Source organism: Gelidibacter sediminis (assembly GCF_004364975.1).
GTDB classification, from domain to species: Bacteria; Bacteroidota; Bacteroidia; order Flavobacteriales; family Flavobacteriaceae; genus Gelidibacter; species Gelidibacter sediminis.
The window spans coordinates 1,317,618-1,337,963 of record NZ_SOBW01000008.1; the positions used below are offsets into that span (position 1 = coordinate 1,317,618).

Genomic DNA, 20,346 nt, shown 5'->3' on the forward strand with positions numbered 1-20,346 from the left:
TGAACGCAGTCGGAACTACAACACATCTCGACTGCGCTCGATGAAACAAAATTCACAAAAAAATGAGCAAAAGCAAAGTCATACAAGTAGAAGGTTTAACCAAAATGTTTGGCGATTTTGCAGCTGTAAACTCCATCACTTTTGAGGTTGAAAAAGGAGAAATCTTTGGATTTTTGGGCGCCAATGGTGCCGGAAAAACCACAGCCATAAAAATGCTGATCGGTATTTCACACCCAACCTCTGGAAAGGCCACAGTAGCTGGTTTTGATGTTTATACTCAAACAGAATACATTAAAAAAAACATAGGTTATATGAGTCAGAAGTTTGCCTTATATGACGATTTAACGGTGAAAGAAAACATCATCTTTTTTGGAGGAATTTATGGATTACCACGAAAAATAATTAAAGAAAAATCAGGAACTTTAATTCAGGAACTTGGACTTGAAAACGTTGCCAACCAATTGGTTGGATATTTACCCTTGGGTTGGAAACAGAAACTATCCTTTTCAGTGTCCCTGATTCACGATCCGAAAATCGTGTTTTTAGATGAGCCCACAGGAGGCGTTGACCCGATTACCAGACGTCAATTTTGGGAAATGATCTATAAAGCGGCCAACCAAGGCACCACTGTGTTTGTAACTACCCATTATATGGATGAAGCTGAATATTGTGATCGTGTTTCCATCATGGTCAATGGTAAAATTGAAGCTTTAGATACACCGAAAAAACTTAAAGAACAGTTTCAGGCGGAGCGCATGAATGATGTGTTTTTAAAGTTGGCGCGCGGATAGAAAAAAATATCCCGCAGATTTCGCGGATTTTCGCAGAAATATAACGATAATATTTAAAGAAAATCGAGTATTCTCGGCAGAACACAAAAAAAGTTAATGACTATAGAATCAAAATCAGAAAACGATATTTCATATAAATTAGAGGGGCAATTTTCAAAGTATATAATGAATTAGGTCCCGGGCTATTAGAATCTGACTATGAAGCTGTTCTATGTTTCGAGTTACAAAAACAAGGATTATCCATTAAGCGACAAGTTCCTCTACCAGTTATTTATGAAGATGTGGAATTGGAAATTGGTTTCAGATTGGATGTGTTGGTTAATAATAAAATTATAATCGAAATCAAATCCGTAGAGAAATTAGAGAAAGTACATCATAAACAAATTTTAACCTATTTAAAATTAACTGGTCTAAAACTTGGGATTTTAGTCAACTTCAATGTTGATACTATCACTGAAGGGATTTTTAGAAAAGTAAATGGACTATAAGAAATAGCCCGTAGATTACACGAATACGTACAAAAAAAGATCAAACCAAACACTAAGCCTTCTGCGAAAATTAGCGAAATCCGCGGGAAATGTAAAATTAAGTATTAAAAAAAAACCTTCCGTCGCAGGGACTTACGATGAAAAGATTTATAGGCTTCGTAAAAAAGGAATTCTACCACATTTTTAGGGATAGACGCTCATTGTTTATTCTCTTCGGGATGCCTATTGCCCAAATTCTATTGTTTGGATTTACCATTACCAATGAAATCAATAATGTGGATATCGCCATTTTGGACAATTCAAAAAATAGTACTACAGAAGCAATCATTAATAAAATAGGGGCTTCAAAGTATTTTAGCATCAAACAAGTATTCACTCGTGAAGCGGATATCGCTTCTGTATTTGAAAAAGGCCACGTTAAAGCCGTGTTGAACTTTGACAAAGATTTCAGTAAAAAACTGATTAAAGACCACAAGGCAACCATCCAAATCATTACGGATGCCACGGACCCAAATACGGCAAATACGATTACCAATTATGTCAATGCCATCCTTCAGCAGTATCAAAAAGAATTGAACAAAGACATCAACGTGGCCTATCAAATAATCCCACAAACCCGCATGGTTTACAATCCTGAACTCAAAAGTGTGTACATGTTTGTCCCAGGAGTGATGACCATTATTCTGATGTTGGTTTCGGCCATGATGACTTCCATTTCGATTACCAGAGAAAAGGAATTAGGTACCATGGAAATCTTGTTGGTGTCCCCATTAAAGCCGTTCCAAGTTGTTATCGGAAAAGTGATTCCTTATATTTTTCTATCCATCATTAATGCCATTGTGATTGTTATGTTGAGCATATTTATTTTCAATATGCCTATTCAAGGAAGTCTTTTACTATTAGGTTTGGAGAGTGTGCTTTTTATCATCACTTCACTCGCTTTAGGCATTTTAATATCCACAATTTCCGCCACTCAGCAAACCGCCATGATGATTTCATTAATGGGATTGATGTTGCCTGTAATATTATTGTCGGGCTTTATCTTCCCTATTTCGAGCATGCCCATGCCGCTTCAAATTATTAGTCATATTATTCCTGCCAAATGGTTCATCATCATTTTAAAGGCTATTATGCTAAAAGGTGTTGGCTTGGAATTTATCTGGAAAGAAACCCTGATTTTATTGGGAATGACGGTATTTTTTATGGCGTTGAGTGTGAAGAAATATAAGATACGATTGGAGTAAAAAAGTGGGCAGTATTCAGTAAGCAGTCCATAAAAAATTAAAATATCAGTGATTCAAATGACCATATGAGTGTTGCGAAAATATATATCATTAATAACTAAAAAAGAGATTCCCACCTTTGCGGGAATATTATGAAAACAATCCTTTACATCATACAAAAAGAGTTCAAGCAAATTTTTAGAAATAAGGGTATGCTTCCTATTATTTTTATATTGCCCCTACTCCAATTGGTTATTCTTTCTAATGCCGCCACCTTTGAAGTCAAGAATATGAAATTTGGTTATATTGATAACGATCGCAGCTCGACATCGAGGGCACTGATCGAAAAATTCAATGCATCCACTTATTTTAATGTGCTGACCGATTATCCTACGCAAAAGCAGGCAAGCGCCGCCATGTTACGAGGCGAAGTTGATGTCATTATGGAAATTCCCCAACATTTTGCGCGCGACTTACAAACAGAACAACACAATATATTAGGCATTACTATCAATGCCATTGACGGCGCTGCTGCAGGTGTTGAAAATGTCTATATCTCACAAATCATACTAAGCTTCAATAAAAATATAAGAACCGATTTATCCCAAATTTCCGATGCGCAAATACAACCCGTCATCATTGAGACCATCCCGTTATTCTGGTATAATGAAACCTTAAATTACAAAACCTTTATGGTTCCTGGTATCCTGGTATTGTTGGTCACCATGATTACCCTTTTTCTTTCGGGAATGAACATTGTGCGGGAAAAGGAAATAGGAACTTTGGAGCAAATTAATGTTACGCCCATAAAGAAAAGTCAATTCATAATTGGGAAACTCTTTCCGTTTTGGGTGATTGGGATGGTGTTATTGAGCATCGGATTGATCATCTCCAAACTTATTTTTGACGTCCCCATGGTGGGCAGTTTACTTCTTCTGTACCTTTATACCTCCATTTATATCTTGGTGGTTTTAGGTATTGGGCTATTTATTTCAAACTTTACGGACACCCAACAACAAGCCATGTTTATTGCCTGGTTTTTTGTAGTGATTTTTATTTTGATGAGTGGGTTGTTCACACCAATTGAAAGTATGCCAAGATGGGCACAACTAATTACCGAGTTTAATCCTATTAAGTATTATGTAGAAGTGATGCGGATGGTGATGCTTAAAGGTTCTGATGTAATGGATATCCTGCCGCAACTGATCAAAACTTTGGCTTACGCTATTGTTATGAATGGTTTGGCAGTATGGAGTTATAAGAAAACTAACTAATACGGTTATAAATCTTCTAGATTTAAAGCGCAATTAAAATGATTATGCGATTTATTATTGCAACAAATGCACATTAGCATCACTTTGAAATTTTCAGATTTCAATACAATCTTTTACCTATGGAACATCAAGTATATATAAAAAAAAGTAACGGAGAAACGGAACTATTTTCCTTTGAAAAGCTTAGAAGATCATTGCGATCATCCGGTGCCAGTAATGAAACGGTTGAGACCATTGTCGAAAAGATTCAAGGCCAAGTTTATGACGGCATGTCGTCTAACACAATCTATAGAAAAGCCTTTAGCATCTTAAAAGGTAAACATAAAAGCACCGCTTCACGATACAGTTTAAAACGCGCCATTTTAGAGTTGGGACCAACCGGTTATCCGTTTGAAAGATTGATTGGGGCTTTATTAAAGGAAAGAGGATTCAACACCAAAGTAAGTGTCACCTTGCAAGGCGCCTGTGTAACTCACGAAATTGATGTATTGGCCGAAAAAGATGGCAATGTGTATGCAATTGAATGTAAATTCCATGCCGATGCTAGAGCGACCAGTAATGTGAAAATACCTTTATATATTAATTCGCGATTTTTAGATATTCAACAACAGTGGAATTCCAATCCAAAAAACACCACACATTTAAAACAAGGCTGGTTGGTAACTAACACCCGATTTACTGCAGACGCCGTCAACTACGGAAAATGTGTGGGATTAACGCTAATGAGTTGGGATTATCCAAAAAATAACGGTCTAAAAGCCAATATAGATTCTTTAGCGTTATATCCAGTAACTACCTTAACTACTTTAAACAAACGGGAAAAGCATCTCCTCATAGCGTCTGATGTGATATTGGTTAAGGAATTATTCGATGGCAAGAATAAATTAGTAAATATTGGTTTATCAGACAGAAAAATTGAACGTGTTCTGAATGAAGTGCAACAATTGTGTGGATCGGATTGTAATTAAAAATGCGCTCAGCCTATAATTTAATCCATGTCAAATTTTCCATTCTGCACACTTAATAAGTCATATTTACTTATTTATAAACGTTTTCGCAACCATATTTCTCTGTAGGTAACATATGTTACTGACCACTATTCGTATCTCATGTACATTTGTGACATAAATGATGTAACACATGAAAACGAAACTCCTCATACTAACAATTGCTTCTTTGGGATATAACACAATGAGTCATGCTCAAGATATTATTCCAATTTCTAGAGATGAAGTTTTAAACAAGGTGAGTCAAGATAATATCAGTCTAAAAATATCTGAACAGGAGTTTATAGAGGCTAGAGCTGATTACAGACAAACAAACGCTGTTTTTCTTCCCACTATCACCGCAAGTCACACCGGTATTGCTACTACTAATCCGTTAATGGCATTTGGTTCTAAATTAAATCAGGAAATATTAACGCAAAGCGATTTTAATCCTGCCACTTTAAATGATCCGTCTCAAATTCAAAGTTTTGCCACGAAATTTGAAATACAGCAGCCGCTCATCAATTTAGATGGGTTGTTTCAACGGAAAGCCGCAAAATCCAAAATGGAAGCTATGGCTCTAAAAACGGATCGCACCGCTGATTATTTAAAGTTTGAAGTAGCAAAAGCTTATATGCAGTTGCAATTGGCCTACAAAGGCGTGGACGTACTAGAAAAAGCCTATCATGCTGCCCAGGCCAATCAAAAATTAGCTGACAACAGTTTTAAACAAGGTTATTTACAACGCGCTGATGTGCTAAATGCAGAAGTTCGTGTTACGGAAGTTCAAAATCAGTTACAAACGGCAAAGAGTAATGTACAAAACGCTTCTAATTACCTCTCATTTTTAATGAATGATGAAACTTATGTAGCCTATATGCCTAAGGACAGTTTAACCATTTCTGTTACCACCGTGGAAAACCATATTATTTCAGAAAACCGATCAGACATTAAAGCCATGCAATTGGCTACAGATGCTTTGGAGTTGATGAATAAGGCAGATAAAATGGCCTTTCTACCACGGGTGAATGCTTTTGGAAGTTTTGAGTTATATGATGATAAAATTTTTCAGGCAGATGCCAATGGCTATTTATTTGGAGCGCAGTTAACCTGGGATATTTTTCAAGGTTCCAAACGCTTCGGTAAGGTACAGAAAAGTAGCGCAGAACTTGAAAAATCAAAATTACAATATACGCAATATGTGTCCCAAACCAATTTAGAATTGAACAAGGCAAAGCGTTCGTTACTAGATGCCGAAAACAAATTAAAATTGACCGCATTGGCTTTAGAGCAATCAGAAGAATCATTAAGAATCAGAACAAACAGGTTTAAGGAAGGGTTAGAAAAAACATCCGATTTACTAATTGCCGAAACGCAGTTTGCGCAAAAACAATTGGAGTATTACCAAACCATTTTTGAATACAATTATGCACAAGCATATTTAGAGTTTTTAACTAAAAAATAGAAAGAGACAAGACTATACAACCGAGGACTCAAGACTAATAAGCTTGAGTTCATGGCAACCACATTAACATTAAATAAAATGAAAAAATACATCTACCTATTATTCTTAACTACTGCTTCTTTTTTTATGACAAGTTGCGGTAGCGACAATAGAAAAGCGATTACTGATACTACCCCACCAATTCCAGTAACTATTAGTCAAATTACAGCAAATAACACGAGTCCGTTTTTATCAGTAAGTGGTAAGATCCAGGCCGCAAATAGTGCTGATTTAAGCACCAGAATGATGGGCTATGTCAATAAAGTACATGTTAATGTAGGTGATAAAGTAAAAAAGGGACAATTATTGGTATCCATCAATAATACAGATTTACAGGCCAAACAAGGACAAGTTAATGCTGGTATTACTGAGGCAACAGTAGCCTATACTAATGCCAAGAAGGATTATGACCGCTTTCAAAGTTTATTTGCAGACAATAGCGCCTCTCAAAAAGAATTGGATGATAGGACTGCTAATTTTGAGATGGCAAAAGCCCGCTTGGAATCTGCCAAACAGATGAAAAATGAAATCAACGCCCAATTTGCCTATAGCAATATTACTGCCCCTTTTAGCGGCACAGTAACAAGTAAAAGTATTGAAACTGGCGACATGGCCAATCCTGGAGTGCCATTAATAAGCATTGAAACGCCTGGTGATTTTGAAGTCATGGCCATGGTGCCTGAAACAGAAATTTCACAAATTAAAAAAGACGCTGAGGTGAGTGTGTTGGTCAAGTCTATCAATCAAACTTTAAAAGGCAAAGTAGTTGAAGTAAGTACTTCGGCTAAAAACACGGGCGGACAATATTTAGTAAAGATTGATCTCGATAAAACAGATGCGAATATCCTCTCTGGTATGTTTGTTAGTGTTCAGTTTCCTGTTGAAAAACAATCCGCTACTGAACTGGTTTTAATTCCGAAAGAAGCCCTTATAACCAACGGTCAACTAACTGGTGTATATACGGTAAGCCAAAGCAATACGGCCATTTTACGTTGGTTGCGTTTAGGAAGAACTTTTGGAGATCAAGTGGAAGTCTTATCAGGTTTGAATTCGGATGAAGCCTATATCGTTTCTGCAGAAGGTAAACTTTACAATGGTGCTAAAATTACAATTCAATAACTAAAAAGTCGTATCAAAGATTATACGTTGTTTATTATTTCAAATTAATGAACTCATAAGTGTAAAAACATTTGTAGTGAAAACCCTTTTTTTGCTGCCATAAATGGCAAAAAAAAGGAAACGGATGGCCGATTAAAATGCCCAAAACATAACTTAAAATGAAAGAAGGAATCGCAGGAAAAATTGCCAAAATCTTTATACAATCAAAGCTCACAGTGCTTCTGATGATTGTATTTATGGTTGTTGGCGTGTATAGCTCGTTTTTAATTCCGCGTGAGGAAGAACCACAAATTGATGTGCCAATGGCCGACATTTTTGTGGGTTATCCTGGGGCAAGTCCGACGGAAGTAGAATCGCGCGTTATAAAGCCATTGGAGCAATTAATCTCCAATATTAAAGGTGTAGAATATGTGTATTCTACCTCCATGCAAGAACAAGGGATGGTAATCGTCCAGTTTTATGTGGGTGAGGATATTGAGCGTTCGTTTGTAAAATTATACAACGAAATCAGTAAACACATGGACCAGATGCCTGCAGGGGTTACATTACCGCTTGTCAAAACTCGTGCAATTGATGATGTACCCATGCTAGGTTTAACCTTATGGAGTGAAAATTATGACGATTTCCAACTAAGCAAAATGGCGCAAGAATTGGAAGACGAAATAAAGAAAGTAAATGATGTGGCCATAACCCATAAAATAGGTGGTAGGGAGCGTCAAGTACGTGTGGTTTTAGATAAGGATAAATTGGCAGCTAGTGGCCTGGATTTCCTGTCTGTTTCAGAAATGATCAAGGCGAATAATAGTCAGTTAAGCTCCGGCAGTTTTGACAAAAACGATACTGAATTTTTAATAAATACTGGAAAATTTTTAGAATCGGCCAAAGATGTTGAAAATCTTGTTGTGGGTGTACAACAAAACAGACCAATTTATCTAAAGCAGGTGGCCACCATTATTGACGGTCCTGAAATTCCACAGAACTATGTGAGTTTAGGATTTGGACAAGGCGGTGACAAAGCGTCCGATTATAAATCAGATTACCCAGCAGTGACCATTTCAGTGGCCAAACGAAAAGGTGCTGATGCCATGAAACTTTCTGAGATTATTATTGACAAAGTAGACCGTTTACGTAGCACCTTAATTCCGGATGATGTCCATGTAGAAATCACTAGAAACTACGGTGAAACAGCTTCTGATAAAGTGTCGGAACTGCTTTGGCACTTGGTCGGATCTATTTTTGCTGTGACTCTTGTTGTTATGCTCGCTATGGGATGGCGTGGTGGACTAGTCGTGTTTTTATCCGTACCTATTACATTTGCTTTGACCCTGTTGAGCTATTATATGATGGATTATACCCTCAACCGAATTACGCTTTTCGCATTGGTTTTTGTTACCGGGATTGTAGTAGATGACTCCATTATTATCGCCGAAAACATGCACAGGCATTTCAAAATGAAACGCCTGCCATTTAAACAGGCCGCTTTATATGCGATAAATGAAGTAGGAAACCCTACCATTTTAGCAACCTTTACGGTTATTGCTTCTGTATTGCCTATGGCCTTTGTTTCCGGATTAATGGGACCCTATATGGCACCAATGCCAATTGGGGCATCCATTGCCATGATTTTATCGCTTTTTGTAGCTTTAACCATTACCCCGTATTTAGGATATATTTTTTTAAGAGAAAAAGAAAAATCAATCGGTTTGTCTGGGAAGAAAGTAAGATCACCTAAGCTAGAAAAACCATTAGAAGAAACAGTTATCTATAGAGTTTACAACAAGGTAGAACGCCCTTTATTAGAGCATAGCGGTAAGCGTTGGTTGTTTTTAGGAGGCACCTTTGTGGTATTGATGGCTACAATGCTCTTGTTCTTTACCAATTCAGTTGCGGTTAAAATGTTACCGTTTGACAACAAGAATGAGTTTCAGGTAGTTATTGATATGCCAGAAGGCACAACCTTAGAACGCACAGGAGTTGTAGCTCAAGAGATTTCTCAATATTTATCAACGCGTCCTGAAGTGGTCAATTACCAAAACTATATTGGCACCTCTGCCCCTATTACCTTTAATGGTTTGGTGCGACATTACGATTTACGTGGTGGTAGTAATATGGCGGACATTCAAGTGAATCTCATTAGTAAAAATGACCGTTCAGCGCAGAGTCATGACATTGCGAAACTGTTGCGTCCTGACATTCAAAAAATCGCTGCAAAACACAATGCGAACGTCAAATTGGTAGAGGTTCCACCAGGACCTCCTGTATTATCGACCATTGTTGCTGAAGTTTATGGACCAGATTACAATCAGCAAATAAAGATTGCAGACCACATTCAAGAGATTCTGAGAAATACAGATGATGTGGTTGATATTGATTGGATGGTTGAAGATGATCAGGTTGAATATCAATTTGAAATCAACAAGGAAAAAGCCATGTTATACGGCGTAGCGCCACAACAAATTGCCTACACCATGAATATGGCCCTATCCAACAACGCCATCACCACCTTATATGATGAGGATGCCAGTAAGCAAGTGGGCTTGGTATTGACTTTGGATGAAAAGGAGAAATCGACTATTTCTGATATTTCCCAACTTAAAGTCACCTCCAAACAAGGCAATATGGTACCCATTGCAGATTTGGTGACTATCACTAAAGGTACTGCTGCAAAGAGTATTTATCGTAAAAACCAAAAGCGTGTGGTATATGTGTTAGCGGATATGGCAGGCGAATTGGAAAGTCCGGCCTATGCTATTTTAGGAATGGAAGATAAACTAAAAGAAATCCCTTTACTTGAAGGTTATATGCTAAATGAATTGTATTTGGGTCAGCCCGATTATGAAGACAACTATACCGTTAAATGGGATGGTGAATGGCAAATTACCTTGGAAGTTTTTAGAGATTTGGGAATTGCCTTTTTAGGCGCCATTATCTTGATATACATCTTAATTGTGGGCTGGTTCCAAAACTTTAAAGCTCCAATTGTGATGATGGTAGCCATACCATTATCCTTGATAGGAATTATTTTGGGCCACTGGATTATGGGCGCATTCTTTACCGCAACCTCATTTATTGGGATGATTGCACTGGCGGGAATTATGGTGCGGAACTCGGTATTGCTAATTGACTTTATCAATCTCCGTACTGCCGATGGCATCCCATTAAAACAAGCCTGTATTGAAGCTGGAGCTGTGAGAACCACACCTATTCTGTTAACGGCCGGAACGGTAGTTATTGGTGCCTTTGTGATCTTATTTGACCCCATATTTCAAGGTCTTGCCATTTCATTGATGGGCGGAACCATTGTGTCAACCGTGTTAACGTTATTGGTGGTGCCGTTGGTGTATTATATGATTGAAAAAAAGAATTACAAATAACAAGTCGGTGAAGTGTGGTCTAGAACACTTTTGGGTTCATGATTCCGTTGCTTCCCACACTAATACAACATATGATGAAACTAGTAATTGTAACCGCAGTAGAAGAATTTCAAAAAGACGTTTTGACGCTCTTCAAAAAAGCTAATATTGAAAATTTTAGCAGTTCTGATATTGATGGCCATAAAAACGGATCATCAATCTTGATGGCATCAAGCTGGTTTGCAGGCGCAAAATCTGGCAATGAATCGCGACTGTTCTTCTCGTTTACAGAAGATGAACACATCAATGCCTTATTCGAGTTAATTATCGCATACAATTCAAATTTAGAAACGAACAATCCTATCAAAGCCGTGGTTGTTCCCATTGAAAAATCTATATAAACTTAAAAATCCTTACAATGTTAAATACATATTTTAGAGTGATCGTCGGCACAATGGTGCTATTGAGTGTAGTACTTACCGTTTATGTCCATCCAAATTGGATGTGGTTAACCGTTTTTATTGGGGTCAATTTAATCCAGTCTGCATTTACCAAATGGTGTCTACTAGAAACTATTCTCCAGAAATTGGGAATCAAGAATACAGGAGGTTCCTGTTCTATTTCTTCCAAAAAAAATTAAATAAAATAGAGTTGTTAGTTGATTAATTATAATTGATACTGTCCATATCCGTTTTAACTTCAAGCGTCAAACTATAACAATAGTATAACATTTTGTTTTATGAAACTATTAGAAGGTCTTTTCATTTAATTTTGATACTTTTAAATATCTAATTGCTAACTCTTAATAAAGTAATAGTAACAAGTACGCTTTTAAAGTGGTAATAATTTATCGAATTTAATAATAATCGTCATGAAAAAATTAATCCTACTCCTCATTTTGGCTAGTTTATCTTGTAAAGAACAAGGCACTAACGCCACTGCGCAAAGTGAAGTTCTAACAGCAACAGAATTTAAAACTGCAATTTCTAAAAAGAAGGTGCAATTGGTTGATGTAAGAACTCCAGATGAATATGCTGAAGGCCATATTGAGAATGCTGTGAATATTGATTATTATAGAGATGATTTTAGTAGTGCTTTCAACAATTTGGATAAAGATAAGCCTATTTACATTTATTGCAGAAGTGGAAATAGAAGCGGGAAGGCTGCTATTATTCTGTCAGATTTAGGTTTTAAAGAAATTTATGATTTAAAAGGTGGTTTCTCAAACTACAACTAATTAAATCGTACTACAAGAAAAATGTGCTATTGAGATGTGTTAGAACCCCATTTCAATAGCACATTATTTTTTAGCTAGTGCTTTTTGGTTGAACTTCAACCTTAGCCTTATCATTGGTATCATTTATCATATATACCGTTCGAGTAGGATAAGCCATTTCTATATTTGCTTCGTCATACCGCTTTATGACACTTTCAAAGACGTCACACTTCAGGTTAAAGGTATCTGTAAAATTCCTTCCCCACGCCCAAGCCCGTATAGTGTATGAAGAATCATTTATTTTGGTAAGTGCCGTTCTAACAATAGGCTTCCCATTCTTCTTGTCCAATTCTGATCTATTATCATAAATTAAGGGATGTTTTTCGCACTCTTCCTGCAACAACTTTTTTGCCAGTTCAATATTGCTGTCATATGAAATACCCAATTCAATGTGTTCACAACATTTAAGTTCTCCTAAGTCATAATTAATTAACTTCTCTTTATTTATGATAGCATTGGGAATAACTATCATTTTATTTTCAAAATTCCTAATGACGGTATGGCGTAATGTAATGTCTGTAACAGTACCAACCATAGTATCAGTAACCTTAATGACATCGCCAATTTTGAAGGGCTTAAATGATATAATAAACACACCGCCCACCAGGTTTGACAATGCTTCTTGAGATGCCACACCGGCAATTATAGCCACTACGCCTGCTCCACCCAAAGCTGTTTGGGCTACTCCTTTAAGTGATGGAAAGGCTAATAGAGCAAATAGCACACCAACAAAACTAATCATAAATACAGCTACATAGCGTAGAAACTTGTAACTGGTAGGATCATATTGATATACTATTTTTTCTTCTATTTTGCGTTTGAACCATAGATTGACTAAGGTTGCGGATACGATAGTAGCTACTGCAACTATCCCTAAGTGACTAACCAATTTGAAGTAGGCCTTTAGGGTGGCATCTTTCTCTCTATCCACAAAAATAAAACTCAATGCAATTACTCCTAACACCAACCATAATGTGTTTAATGTCCTTTTTAATATTCTTAGCGGCCTGACTGGTACACCTGGCATTTTTTCCGCTTCTTTTTTCAACAACCATCGGCTAAGGATATTTGTCATTCCATAAAGCACTAGCCAAATGACAATAACAACAGTTCCATAAATTATATGCGATCGATATGCTTCAAAAAATTCAGTCATTTATTTTTATAATTTGTTTTAGACGTTGGCAAACTATTTATTTCACATCAAAATTCCATAAAATCATAGATAACATGTTTTAGAAAACTATTATCTTAAGTATTAACTCTGTATGATTTTAATCTTTGGTCAAAGGTATAAATTTTATATGGTCTCCACTTTTCAATAATGGAGAAGTTAAACTATTTACTATAATTTACATCTTAATACAGTGTGCTATTTATTTTGAAAGAAAAAAAGGTTAAATTCAAATTGAGTGTTGAATTTAACCTTTTTAAAAATTATGTAAGGACGACTCTTATTTAGCAATAGTAGCTCTAAGCATCCAGGCCATTTCTTCGTGTTCCATCATAATTCCTGTTAAAAAATCAGCTGTACCCGCATCTTTAAAGTCTTCTTCTACTTTACTTATGTTCTCTCGGATATACTTAATGATAGTATCATGATCTTCTAATAATGCCGCCGAGTAATCATGGCTGGAGTTATCACCAGTGTATTTTTCGGATAAATGTGTTAACTCTAAAAACTCTTTTAAGGTTCCAGGAGCATAGTTTCCAACTTTTCTAATACGCTCTGCCACCGTATCGGTAAATTTCTTAATGGCATTATAATGTTCTTCAAAGAACAAATGTTTAGTGTGAAAGTCATGCCCTTCCAAATTCCAATGTGCTCGTAATGTTTTGGTGTACAGTACAAACTCATCTGCTAATAATCTTGAGAGCACTTCAGTTACCTTTTCTCTATTTGCTTTTGTAATTCCAATGTTCGTTTTCATACTCGTTTTATAATTTATATTACTTAATTTTTAATTTTATTTTTCTCGAAGTAAAGAATAGCAGCCTTGAGTCATAATACCAATTTTAACTGTAGCAATGTTGTTTCATTACAATTTTTATTGACTGCTTTAAAAACACTCCGTATTCTTGATGTTATTTGAATCCTCAACTTATGATTACAATATTATGGTTAATTCTCGATTGCATTATTATCTGTAACAGTTTGACCTACCATCACACCTTGAGAATGCCCTTTACCCACGTATGCATTAAACCAATTCCAAAAAGTTCGAAATTTGTTTCGATAACTAACAAGTAAAAACAAATGCACAAACAACCATGAAAACCAAGCAAACCAACCTGTTAATGTCGTTTTAGGAAAGGTCATGTCAGCAACGGCTTTCTGATCGCCAATTATGGCCATAGCACCCTTATCAACATACTTAAAAGGCTCCATTTGTTGATTTTTTACCATTGCGACAAAATTATCAGCCAATACCTTTCCATGCTGTTGCGCAACACTGCCCAATTGCGGATGTCCTTCAGGAAATTCAGGATCCGTTTTTTGGATACAAGCATCACCTATAGCATAAACATTCTGGTATTGCATAACCTTGTTAAAAGCATCAACCTTTAGACGGTTGCTCTTGTCATAAACATCATCCTTAATCCCTTTAATCTTAATACCTGTTACGCCGGCGGTCCAGATTAGGGTTTTAGTTTCGATTGTTTCCCCATCCTTAAAGAACACTTTGTCATCTTTATAATCAGAAACCATTTTATTGAGCTTAACTATAATCCCCAAATCCTCCAATGTCTTTTGTGTGTATTTTTGCGATTTTTCACGCATAGGCGGTAGTACAGTTGGTGCCCCATCTACAAGGTATATGTTTAATTGTTCTCCCTTTAACTCAGGGTAAATATCCATAAGTTTTCGTTTACGCATTTCAGCAATCATACCCGCAATCTCCACACCCGATGGGCCCGCCCCAGAAATTACGATGTTACGCATTTTACGCTTTTCATCTTCATCAGAACAGAAGGTATATTTTTCGCCCTCCATGATAAGATAGTTTCTCAATTTTATAGCCTCGTTCACAGTTTTCATTGGAAGCGCATTTTTTTCAATATTTTCCATACCGAAAAAATTGCTTTCTGTACCAATAGCAATTACTACATAGTCATAAGAGATGGGTCCTGTAGATAGGCATATGGTATTGGTTGTAGTATCTATACGTTCTAATTCCCCTAGTCTGAAGTGCAAATTATCTTTTTTTGTAAACAGTGTACGGAAGGGTATGGTGATACTGGAAATGTCAAGCATACCAGTTGCTACTTGATATAATAGAGGTGGAAAAAAATTGTAATTATTACGATCAACCAGAGTGACCTGCAATCCTTTTTGGTCACTTAATCTTTTGGCTAAGTTAATCCCTGCAAAACCACCGCCCACCACAACTATATGCTTGTCTTTCATGCTCTATATTATTAAAGTATACCATTGTTAACAGGATAAAATCTCCACATAAACATTTTACTTTATTATATTTTTATTGCTTAAAATTAATCTTTTTATAAGATGCCTTTTAACGTGTTCAACGTAAGTGTTGACGCTTTAGCGTTATGATAGCAATTGGTATACTACAATAAACCATTCCTAAATTTAGTGATTTGCAAATTTTAAATGGCCATAAACTTATACTTTTAAACGTTTTATAAAATTAACAACATATTAAAATGCAGTAGAAACAAAAAGTGCTTATGAACTTTCTAAATATAGAAAGAAGCCATAAGCACTTCATTAGTATAAATTAATTTACCTAGCTAACAATAGTCTTTTTAGCAACAGGTTTATCAGAGCTCATCCTCAAAATGAGATACCCAATAATTGCAGAGATGAATGACCCGATTAGAATACCAATTTTAGCCGAATCAATATATTCAGGATGACTTAAAAAGGCTAAACTCGCAATGAATATCGCCATTGTAAAACCAATACCCGCTAAAAATGAAACGCCCAATATTTGTTTGAAGTTAATATCACTTGGTACTTCAATGATACCTATCTTCTTTGCTATCATTACAAATGAGGAGACGCCAATACCTTTACCTATAATCAAGCAGATAATAATATTAATCACCAATGCGGTATCCAGTTCTACTGAACTATCAATAAGCACCCCTGCATTGGCAAGTGCAAATATTGGAATGATGAAATAGGCTACCCATCCATGAAGGCTATGTTCTAAATGTTGAAGGGGCGATCTAAACTTATAGGTCCAGCTTTGTAACTCATAAACGTTTTTAATTTGTTCGTCAGATAAAATTGGTTTTTGGAGTACACTTGAATTTTTGATGTTTTTATAAACGATATCCAAGTGACTTAAGAAGGTTGATGTGTCTATATTTTGACGAATAGGCACAGAAAATGCCAATAAAATACCCGCAACTGTTGGATGGATTCCCGATTTAAGGAACAACACCCAAATTATTACTCCGGTAAAAAACATGACAAATTTTGAATAATACCCCTTATAAGAAAGGTAATACAAGAAGCCCAATAAACCCAATGCAATTAACAATAAGGTTATATTTATGGTACCACTATAAAATAATGCTATGACCAATACGGCTCCAATATCATCTACAATTGCAAAAGCAGTCAAGAATATTTTAAGACTTAAAGGCACACGATTCCCTAATACATTTAAAATGGCTAAAGAGAAGGCAATATCCGTTGCCATAGGTATTCCCCATCCTTTTACCGTTTCTGGATTTTGATTGAGCACCAAGAAAAAAACCACTGGCACAACCATTCCTCCCAATGCACCAACTAATGGAAACATGATCTTTCGTGTAGAATTTAGTTCTCCAATTACAAGCTCTCGTTTAATTTCAAGACCAATTAAGAAAAAGAAAATGGCCATTAATCCATCGTTAATCCAAAGAATTAAAGGTTTTTTAAATTCAAAACTTTCTGTAACAATACCAAGATCGTATTGGCATAAGTCTCGGTAGGAATCTCCAAGTGGTGAGTTTGCCCAAATAAGAGCGAGTACTGTACTAAGCATCAGCAATATACCACTGAAACTTTCAATCTTAATAAACTTCTGTAATGGTGTAAGGAATAGCTTTCTAATCATCTATAATTCATTTTCGGTAAAGTTAAAGAAAAGGCGATAGTAATCGCACGATTTTTTCCAGCAATTGAACAATTTTTGGTCGATTTAACCACTTATTTGGGTTTATTTTAACAGATTCGTCCATGTCTTCCTTGAACACTTCTGTTAATTGTTTTGCAATATCAGTACTATAAACCATAGCGTTGACTTCAAAGTTTAGATCAAAACTTCTATAATCCATATTGGCCGAACCAATGATAGCCAAATTATCATCTATAACCATAGTTTTTGCATGCACAAACCCCTTGTTATAAAGATAAATTTCAGCACCAAACTGCAACAATTCTGTATAATACGCCCGTGCAGCAGCATTGACCATCTTTGAATCTGAAATCCCTGGAACAACAATTTTAACATCCAAGCCACTTTGAACCGCAATAATTAAGGCGTCCATTAAGCTCTCTCCGGGTATAAAATATGGACTGGTGATAAAAATACTCTTTTTGGCCGACCCTATAGCTTCTAAAATTGAATAGAAAATTACGGGCTGGAGACTATCGGGGCCTGAAGCTACCATTTGAACCACCTCTTTATGTATTGATGCTTGGGGTGATTGGTCAGGAAAATATGTGCTATTGTATTCCAATTGGGTAGGACTGCAAAAATTCCAATCGCCAATAAAAAGATATTGAAGGTAAGCCGTAGCTCTTCCAGTAATCATCAAATGCGTATCGCGCCAAAATAAATGAGAATCTGTTTTTAAATCATTGCGATACCGATCGCTCATATTGATACCCCCTACAAAACCTACTTCGCCGTCAACAATAATTATTTTACGATGGTTTCTATAATTAAGTCGGTTGGCTAGTGCATACCATGTCACCTTATAAAACGGTGCTGTTTGCACACCAGCATCCTGCAATTTCTTGAGAAACTTATTTCCGAGACCATGGCTTCCAAAATCATCATACATAAATCGGACCTGAACACCTTCTCTCGCTTTTTTTATGAGGAGATCAGCTACAGAATTACCAGTGACATCATCTTCAAAAATATAATATTCAATATGAATGTGCGACGTGGCTTTTTCTAAGGCACTTAATAGTGCCGGGAACTTTTCTTCACCATTGATCAAAAGTTTTACTGTATTGTTTGCCGTAAGCGGACTATTGCCTGCGCCGCGGACATACGCCGTTAGATTATCATATGCACTAGAGATCAAACCAGAATCACTAACTCTTTGAGAATACGCATACATACGCGCTCTCAAATGATGCCGAAGCTGTTCGTCCTTTATAATTTTTTTAGTGTATAATTTGCGCTTTCTATAATTGATCCCAAAGGAAAAATAAAAAATAACTCCAACAAATGGAACGAATATAATAAAGAGAATATAGGCTAAAGCTTTTACACTGCTTCTGGTGTCATATACCACTCGTAAAATCACGACAATAAGAAAAATGACGTAAGCAATTTGCCCTAGCAATAGCCAATTCATATAGGAAACATTTTTAATTATCTATGCATATCTAGGTTGGTTGGTTTCATTGCAGTTAGAGGTTCAACCTTATGCAAGATACTATATTATATCTTAGGAGTCTGCAGGGATACGAAGATCACTTAAAAATTAAAAAAGCCCCATTGATTATAATAATTACAGATGGGGCACATAAAACTCAAGAGCTTATGTCATCCACGGCGTTGCCAATTTAAACATTCGCTTTTTCTAAAGTTTCTTCTAAGGCTTCTTCACTTTCATCTTGATATAAATAGCGCTCCTTGCTATCATCCAATTCATCCATCCATTCTGTGTGATGTGTTTCAGCCATAGTGCCTGTAACCACACTTTGGAACGTCTTGTCACGATATGTCAAAATATTCTCATCCTTATCCTTGAGCCATTCTTTGAACATTTCAGCTACTTTATCCACATTAAAATCTGGATAGTCAGACAATGCCAATAAGTCTTTTATATAATCGCTTTGAAAATCGACATGGTCAAAACTGGTTTGTAATGCGTCATTGGCTTCTAGCCACTTGTCCATATCTAAACGGCGTTCAGCTTTTGAGGGTAATTTTAGGCGATTCATCATAAAATCTCTCGCTACCCAAGCTTGTGCATCAAACATATTAAAGGTATAGTATTGATCTTGCATGCCCAAATACATCAATTGAGGCAAATTATTAAAGAATACACCTTTATACAAATGGTTTGGATAGAGATTATTTTTGGTTTTTAGTCTTAGTTCATCCGGCAAGAATGGAAACTTGTGTTGATAACCTGTACACATAATTACAGCATCAAACCTTTTTGTAGTACCGTCCTTAAAGTGTGCGATGTTATTTTCAAAATGTGTTAAGAGCGGAACTTCAGCAACTCCGTCAGGCCAGTTGACACCAATAGGATTGCTTCTATAACTTAAGGTGACTGATTTTGCGCCATGCTTATAACATTGCACGCCAATATCTTCAGCGGAATAACTACTGCCAACAATCAGTAGATCTTGATCTTTATACGGATCAGCCCCTCTAAAATCATGCGCGTGCATCACCTGACCAGGAAACTGTTCAATACCTTTAAAATAAGGCATGTTTGGCGTAGAGAAATGTCCGGAAGCAACAATCAGATAATCAAACTCTTCAGTATAGGTTTTATCAATTTTCAAATCGTCCAACACGACTTCAAATTTTTGGGTATCCTCATTAAAGTTCACCCATCTTACAGTAGTATCAAAACGAATATAATCGCGCACATTGTTCTTTTTTATCCGCCCCTGAATATAATCAAATAATACGGGTCTTGGAGGATACGAAGAAATGGGCTTCTTAAAGTGTTCATCAAATGAATAATCTGAAAATTCCAGACATTCTTTCGGACCATTAGACCATAAATATTTATACATACTGCCATGTATAGGCTCTCCATACTTCCCTACGCCAGTGCGCCATGAGTAGTTCCACATTCCGCCCCAATTACTTTGTTTCTCAAAGCAAACAATCTCTGGAACTTCTAATCCAGCGTTCTTAGCGGCCTCAAAGGCTCTCAATTGTGCTAATCCACTTGGTCCAGAACCAATAATACCTACGCGTTTTTTGTTTGTTTCATTGTTTTTAGTCATGTGTAATCATAAGTTTTTTGTCTGTAACACTGCCTCTTTTGAGGTAGCCATACAAACTATTAATAACAATCTTGTTTTAAAGGAAAAAGCTCCAGATTTGAAGCTCATGAAAATGTGCTACTCTAAAAAAAGAGTCCAGAATATGGGTTCTGAAGTACA

At 36.3% G+C, this 20,346-nt stretch carries 17 protein-coding genes; 11 read left to right on the plus strand and 6 right to left on the minus strand.

Features of this window, described 5'->3' with window-relative positions; translation table 11 throughout:
- The first annotated feature begins 62 nt into the window (after positions 1 to 62).
- From BXY82_RS12370 to BXY82_RS12420, 11 genes are all read left to right on the plus strand, one after another.
- Complete coding sequence (locus BXY82_RS12370; protein WP_133758488.1) at positions 63 to 791, plus strand: ABC transporter ATP-binding protein; 729 nt, start codon at positions 63 to 65, stop codon at positions 789 to 791.
- Between the two features lie 149 nt (positions 792 to 940).
- The gene (locus BXY82_RS12375; protein WP_317128587.1) at positions 941 to 1,279 is read left to right on the plus strand and encodes a GxxExxY protein; all 339 of its coding nucleotides are present in this window, start codon (positions 941 to 943) and stop codon (positions 1,277 to 1,279) included.
- Positions 1,280 to 1,416: 137 nt separating this feature from the next.
- Positions 1,417 to 2,523 (plus strand): ABC transporter permease, encoded by a 1,107-nt coding sequence (locus tag BXY82_RS12380; RefSeq protein ID WP_133758489.1) that lies wholly within the window; start codon positions 1,417 to 1,419, stop codon positions 2,521 to 2,523.
- 131 nt (positions 2,524 to 2,654) lie between these two features.
- On the plus strand, positions 2,655 to 3,776 hold the full coding sequence (locus BXY82_RS12385) for an ABC transporter permease (protein WP_133758490.1): 1,122 nt from the start codon (positions 2,655 to 2,657) through the stop codon (positions 3,774 to 3,776).
- A gap of 119 nt (positions 3,777 to 3,895) precedes the next feature.
- On the plus strand, positions 3,896 to 4,744 hold the full coding sequence (locus BXY82_RS12390) for a restriction endonuclease (RefSeq protein ID WP_133758491.1): 849 nt from the start codon (positions 3,896 to 3,898) through the stop codon (positions 4,742 to 4,744).
- Positions 4,745 to 4,916: 172 nt separating this feature from the next.
- Positions 4,917 to 6,227, plus strand: coding sequence for a TolC family protein (locus BXY82_RS12395; protein WP_133758492.1), 1,311 nt, complete (start codon positions 4,917 to 4,919; stop codon positions 6,225 to 6,227).
- 78 nt (positions 6,228 to 6,305) lie between these two features.
- Complete coding sequence (locus BXY82_RS12400) at positions 6,306 to 7,385, plus strand: efflux RND transporter periplasmic adaptor subunit (RefSeq protein ID WP_133758493.1); 1,080 nt, start codon at positions 6,306 to 6,308, stop codon at positions 7,383 to 7,385.
- Positions 7,386 to 7,543: 158 nt separating this feature from the next.
- Complete coding sequence (locus BXY82_RS12405; RefSeq protein WP_133758494.1) at positions 7,544 to 10,759, plus strand: efflux RND transporter permease subunit; 3,216 nt, start codon at positions 7,544 to 7,546, stop codon at positions 10,757 to 10,759.
- A gap of 74 nt (positions 10,760 to 10,833) precedes the next feature.
- Complete coding sequence (locus tag BXY82_RS12410) at positions 10,834 to 11,139, plus strand: hypothetical protein (RefSeq protein ID WP_133758669.1); 306 nt, start codon at positions 10,834 to 10,836, stop codon at positions 11,137 to 11,139.
- Positions 11,140 to 11,156: 17 nt separating this feature from the next.
- Entirely contained in the window at positions 11,157 to 11,378 is a 222-nt protein-coding gene (locus BXY82_RS12415) for a YgaP family membrane protein (protein ID WP_133758495.1), read from the plus strand.
- Positions 11,379 to 11,609: 231 nt separating this feature from the next.
- Complete coding sequence (locus BXY82_RS12420) at positions 11,610 to 11,975, plus strand: rhodanese-like domain-containing protein (RefSeq protein ID WP_133758496.1); 366 nt, start codon at positions 11,610 to 11,612, stop codon at positions 11,973 to 11,975.
- Positions 11,976 to 12,045: 70 nt separating this feature from the next.
- On the opposite strand, the gene BXY82_RS12425 is transcribed toward BXY82_RS12420, so the two are convergent.
- The 6 genes from BXY82_RS12425 to BXY82_RS12450 all read right to left on the minus strand — a co-directional run bounded on the left by BXY82_RS12425 (position 12,046) and on the right by BXY82_RS12450 (position 20,187).
- Positions 12,046 to 13,170, minus strand: a complete 1,125-nt coding sequence (locus tag BXY82_RS12425; protein ID WP_133758497.1) for a mechanosensitive ion channel family protein — start codon at positions 13,168 to 13,170, stop codon at positions 12,046 to 12,048.
- A 298-nt stretch (positions 13,171 to 13,468) separates the two neighbouring features.
- The gene (locus BXY82_RS12430) at positions 13,469 to 13,945 is read right to left on the minus strand and encodes a Dps family protein (protein WP_133758498.1); all 477 of its coding nucleotides are present in this window, start codon (positions 13,943 to 13,945) and stop codon (positions 13,469 to 13,471) included.
- A 191-nt stretch (positions 13,946 to 14,136) separates the two neighbouring features.
- Complete coding sequence (locus tag BXY82_RS12435) at positions 14,137 to 15,423, minus strand: NAD(P)/FAD-dependent oxidoreductase (RefSeq protein ID WP_133758499.1); 1,287 nt, start codon at positions 15,421 to 15,423, stop codon at positions 14,137 to 14,139.
- 343 nt (positions 15,424 to 15,766) lie between these two features.
- Positions 15,767 to 17,089, minus strand: coding sequence for a Na+/H+ antiporter NhaA (nhaA, locus tag BXY82_RS12440; RefSeq protein ID WP_133758500.1), 1,323 nt, complete (start codon positions 17,087 to 17,089; stop codon positions 15,767 to 15,769).
- A 22-nt stretch (positions 17,090 to 17,111) separates the two neighbouring features.
- Positions 17,112 to 18,566 carry a cardiolipin synthase gene (gene cls / locus BXY82_RS12445; RefSeq protein WP_133758501.1) on the minus strand — a complete coding sequence of 485 codons (1,455 nt, stop codon included), beginning with the start codon at positions 18,564 to 18,566 and terminating at the stop codon, positions 17,112 to 17,114.
- A gap of 211 nt (positions 18,567 to 18,777) precedes the next feature.
- Positions 18,778 to 20,187 carry an NAD(P)-binding domain-containing protein gene (locus tag BXY82_RS12450; protein WP_133758502.1) on the minus strand — a complete coding sequence of 470 codons (1,410 nt, stop codon included), beginning with the start codon at positions 20,185 to 20,187 and terminating at the stop codon, positions 18,778 to 18,780.
- Between the last annotated feature and the right edge of the window lie 159 nt (positions 20,188 to 20,346).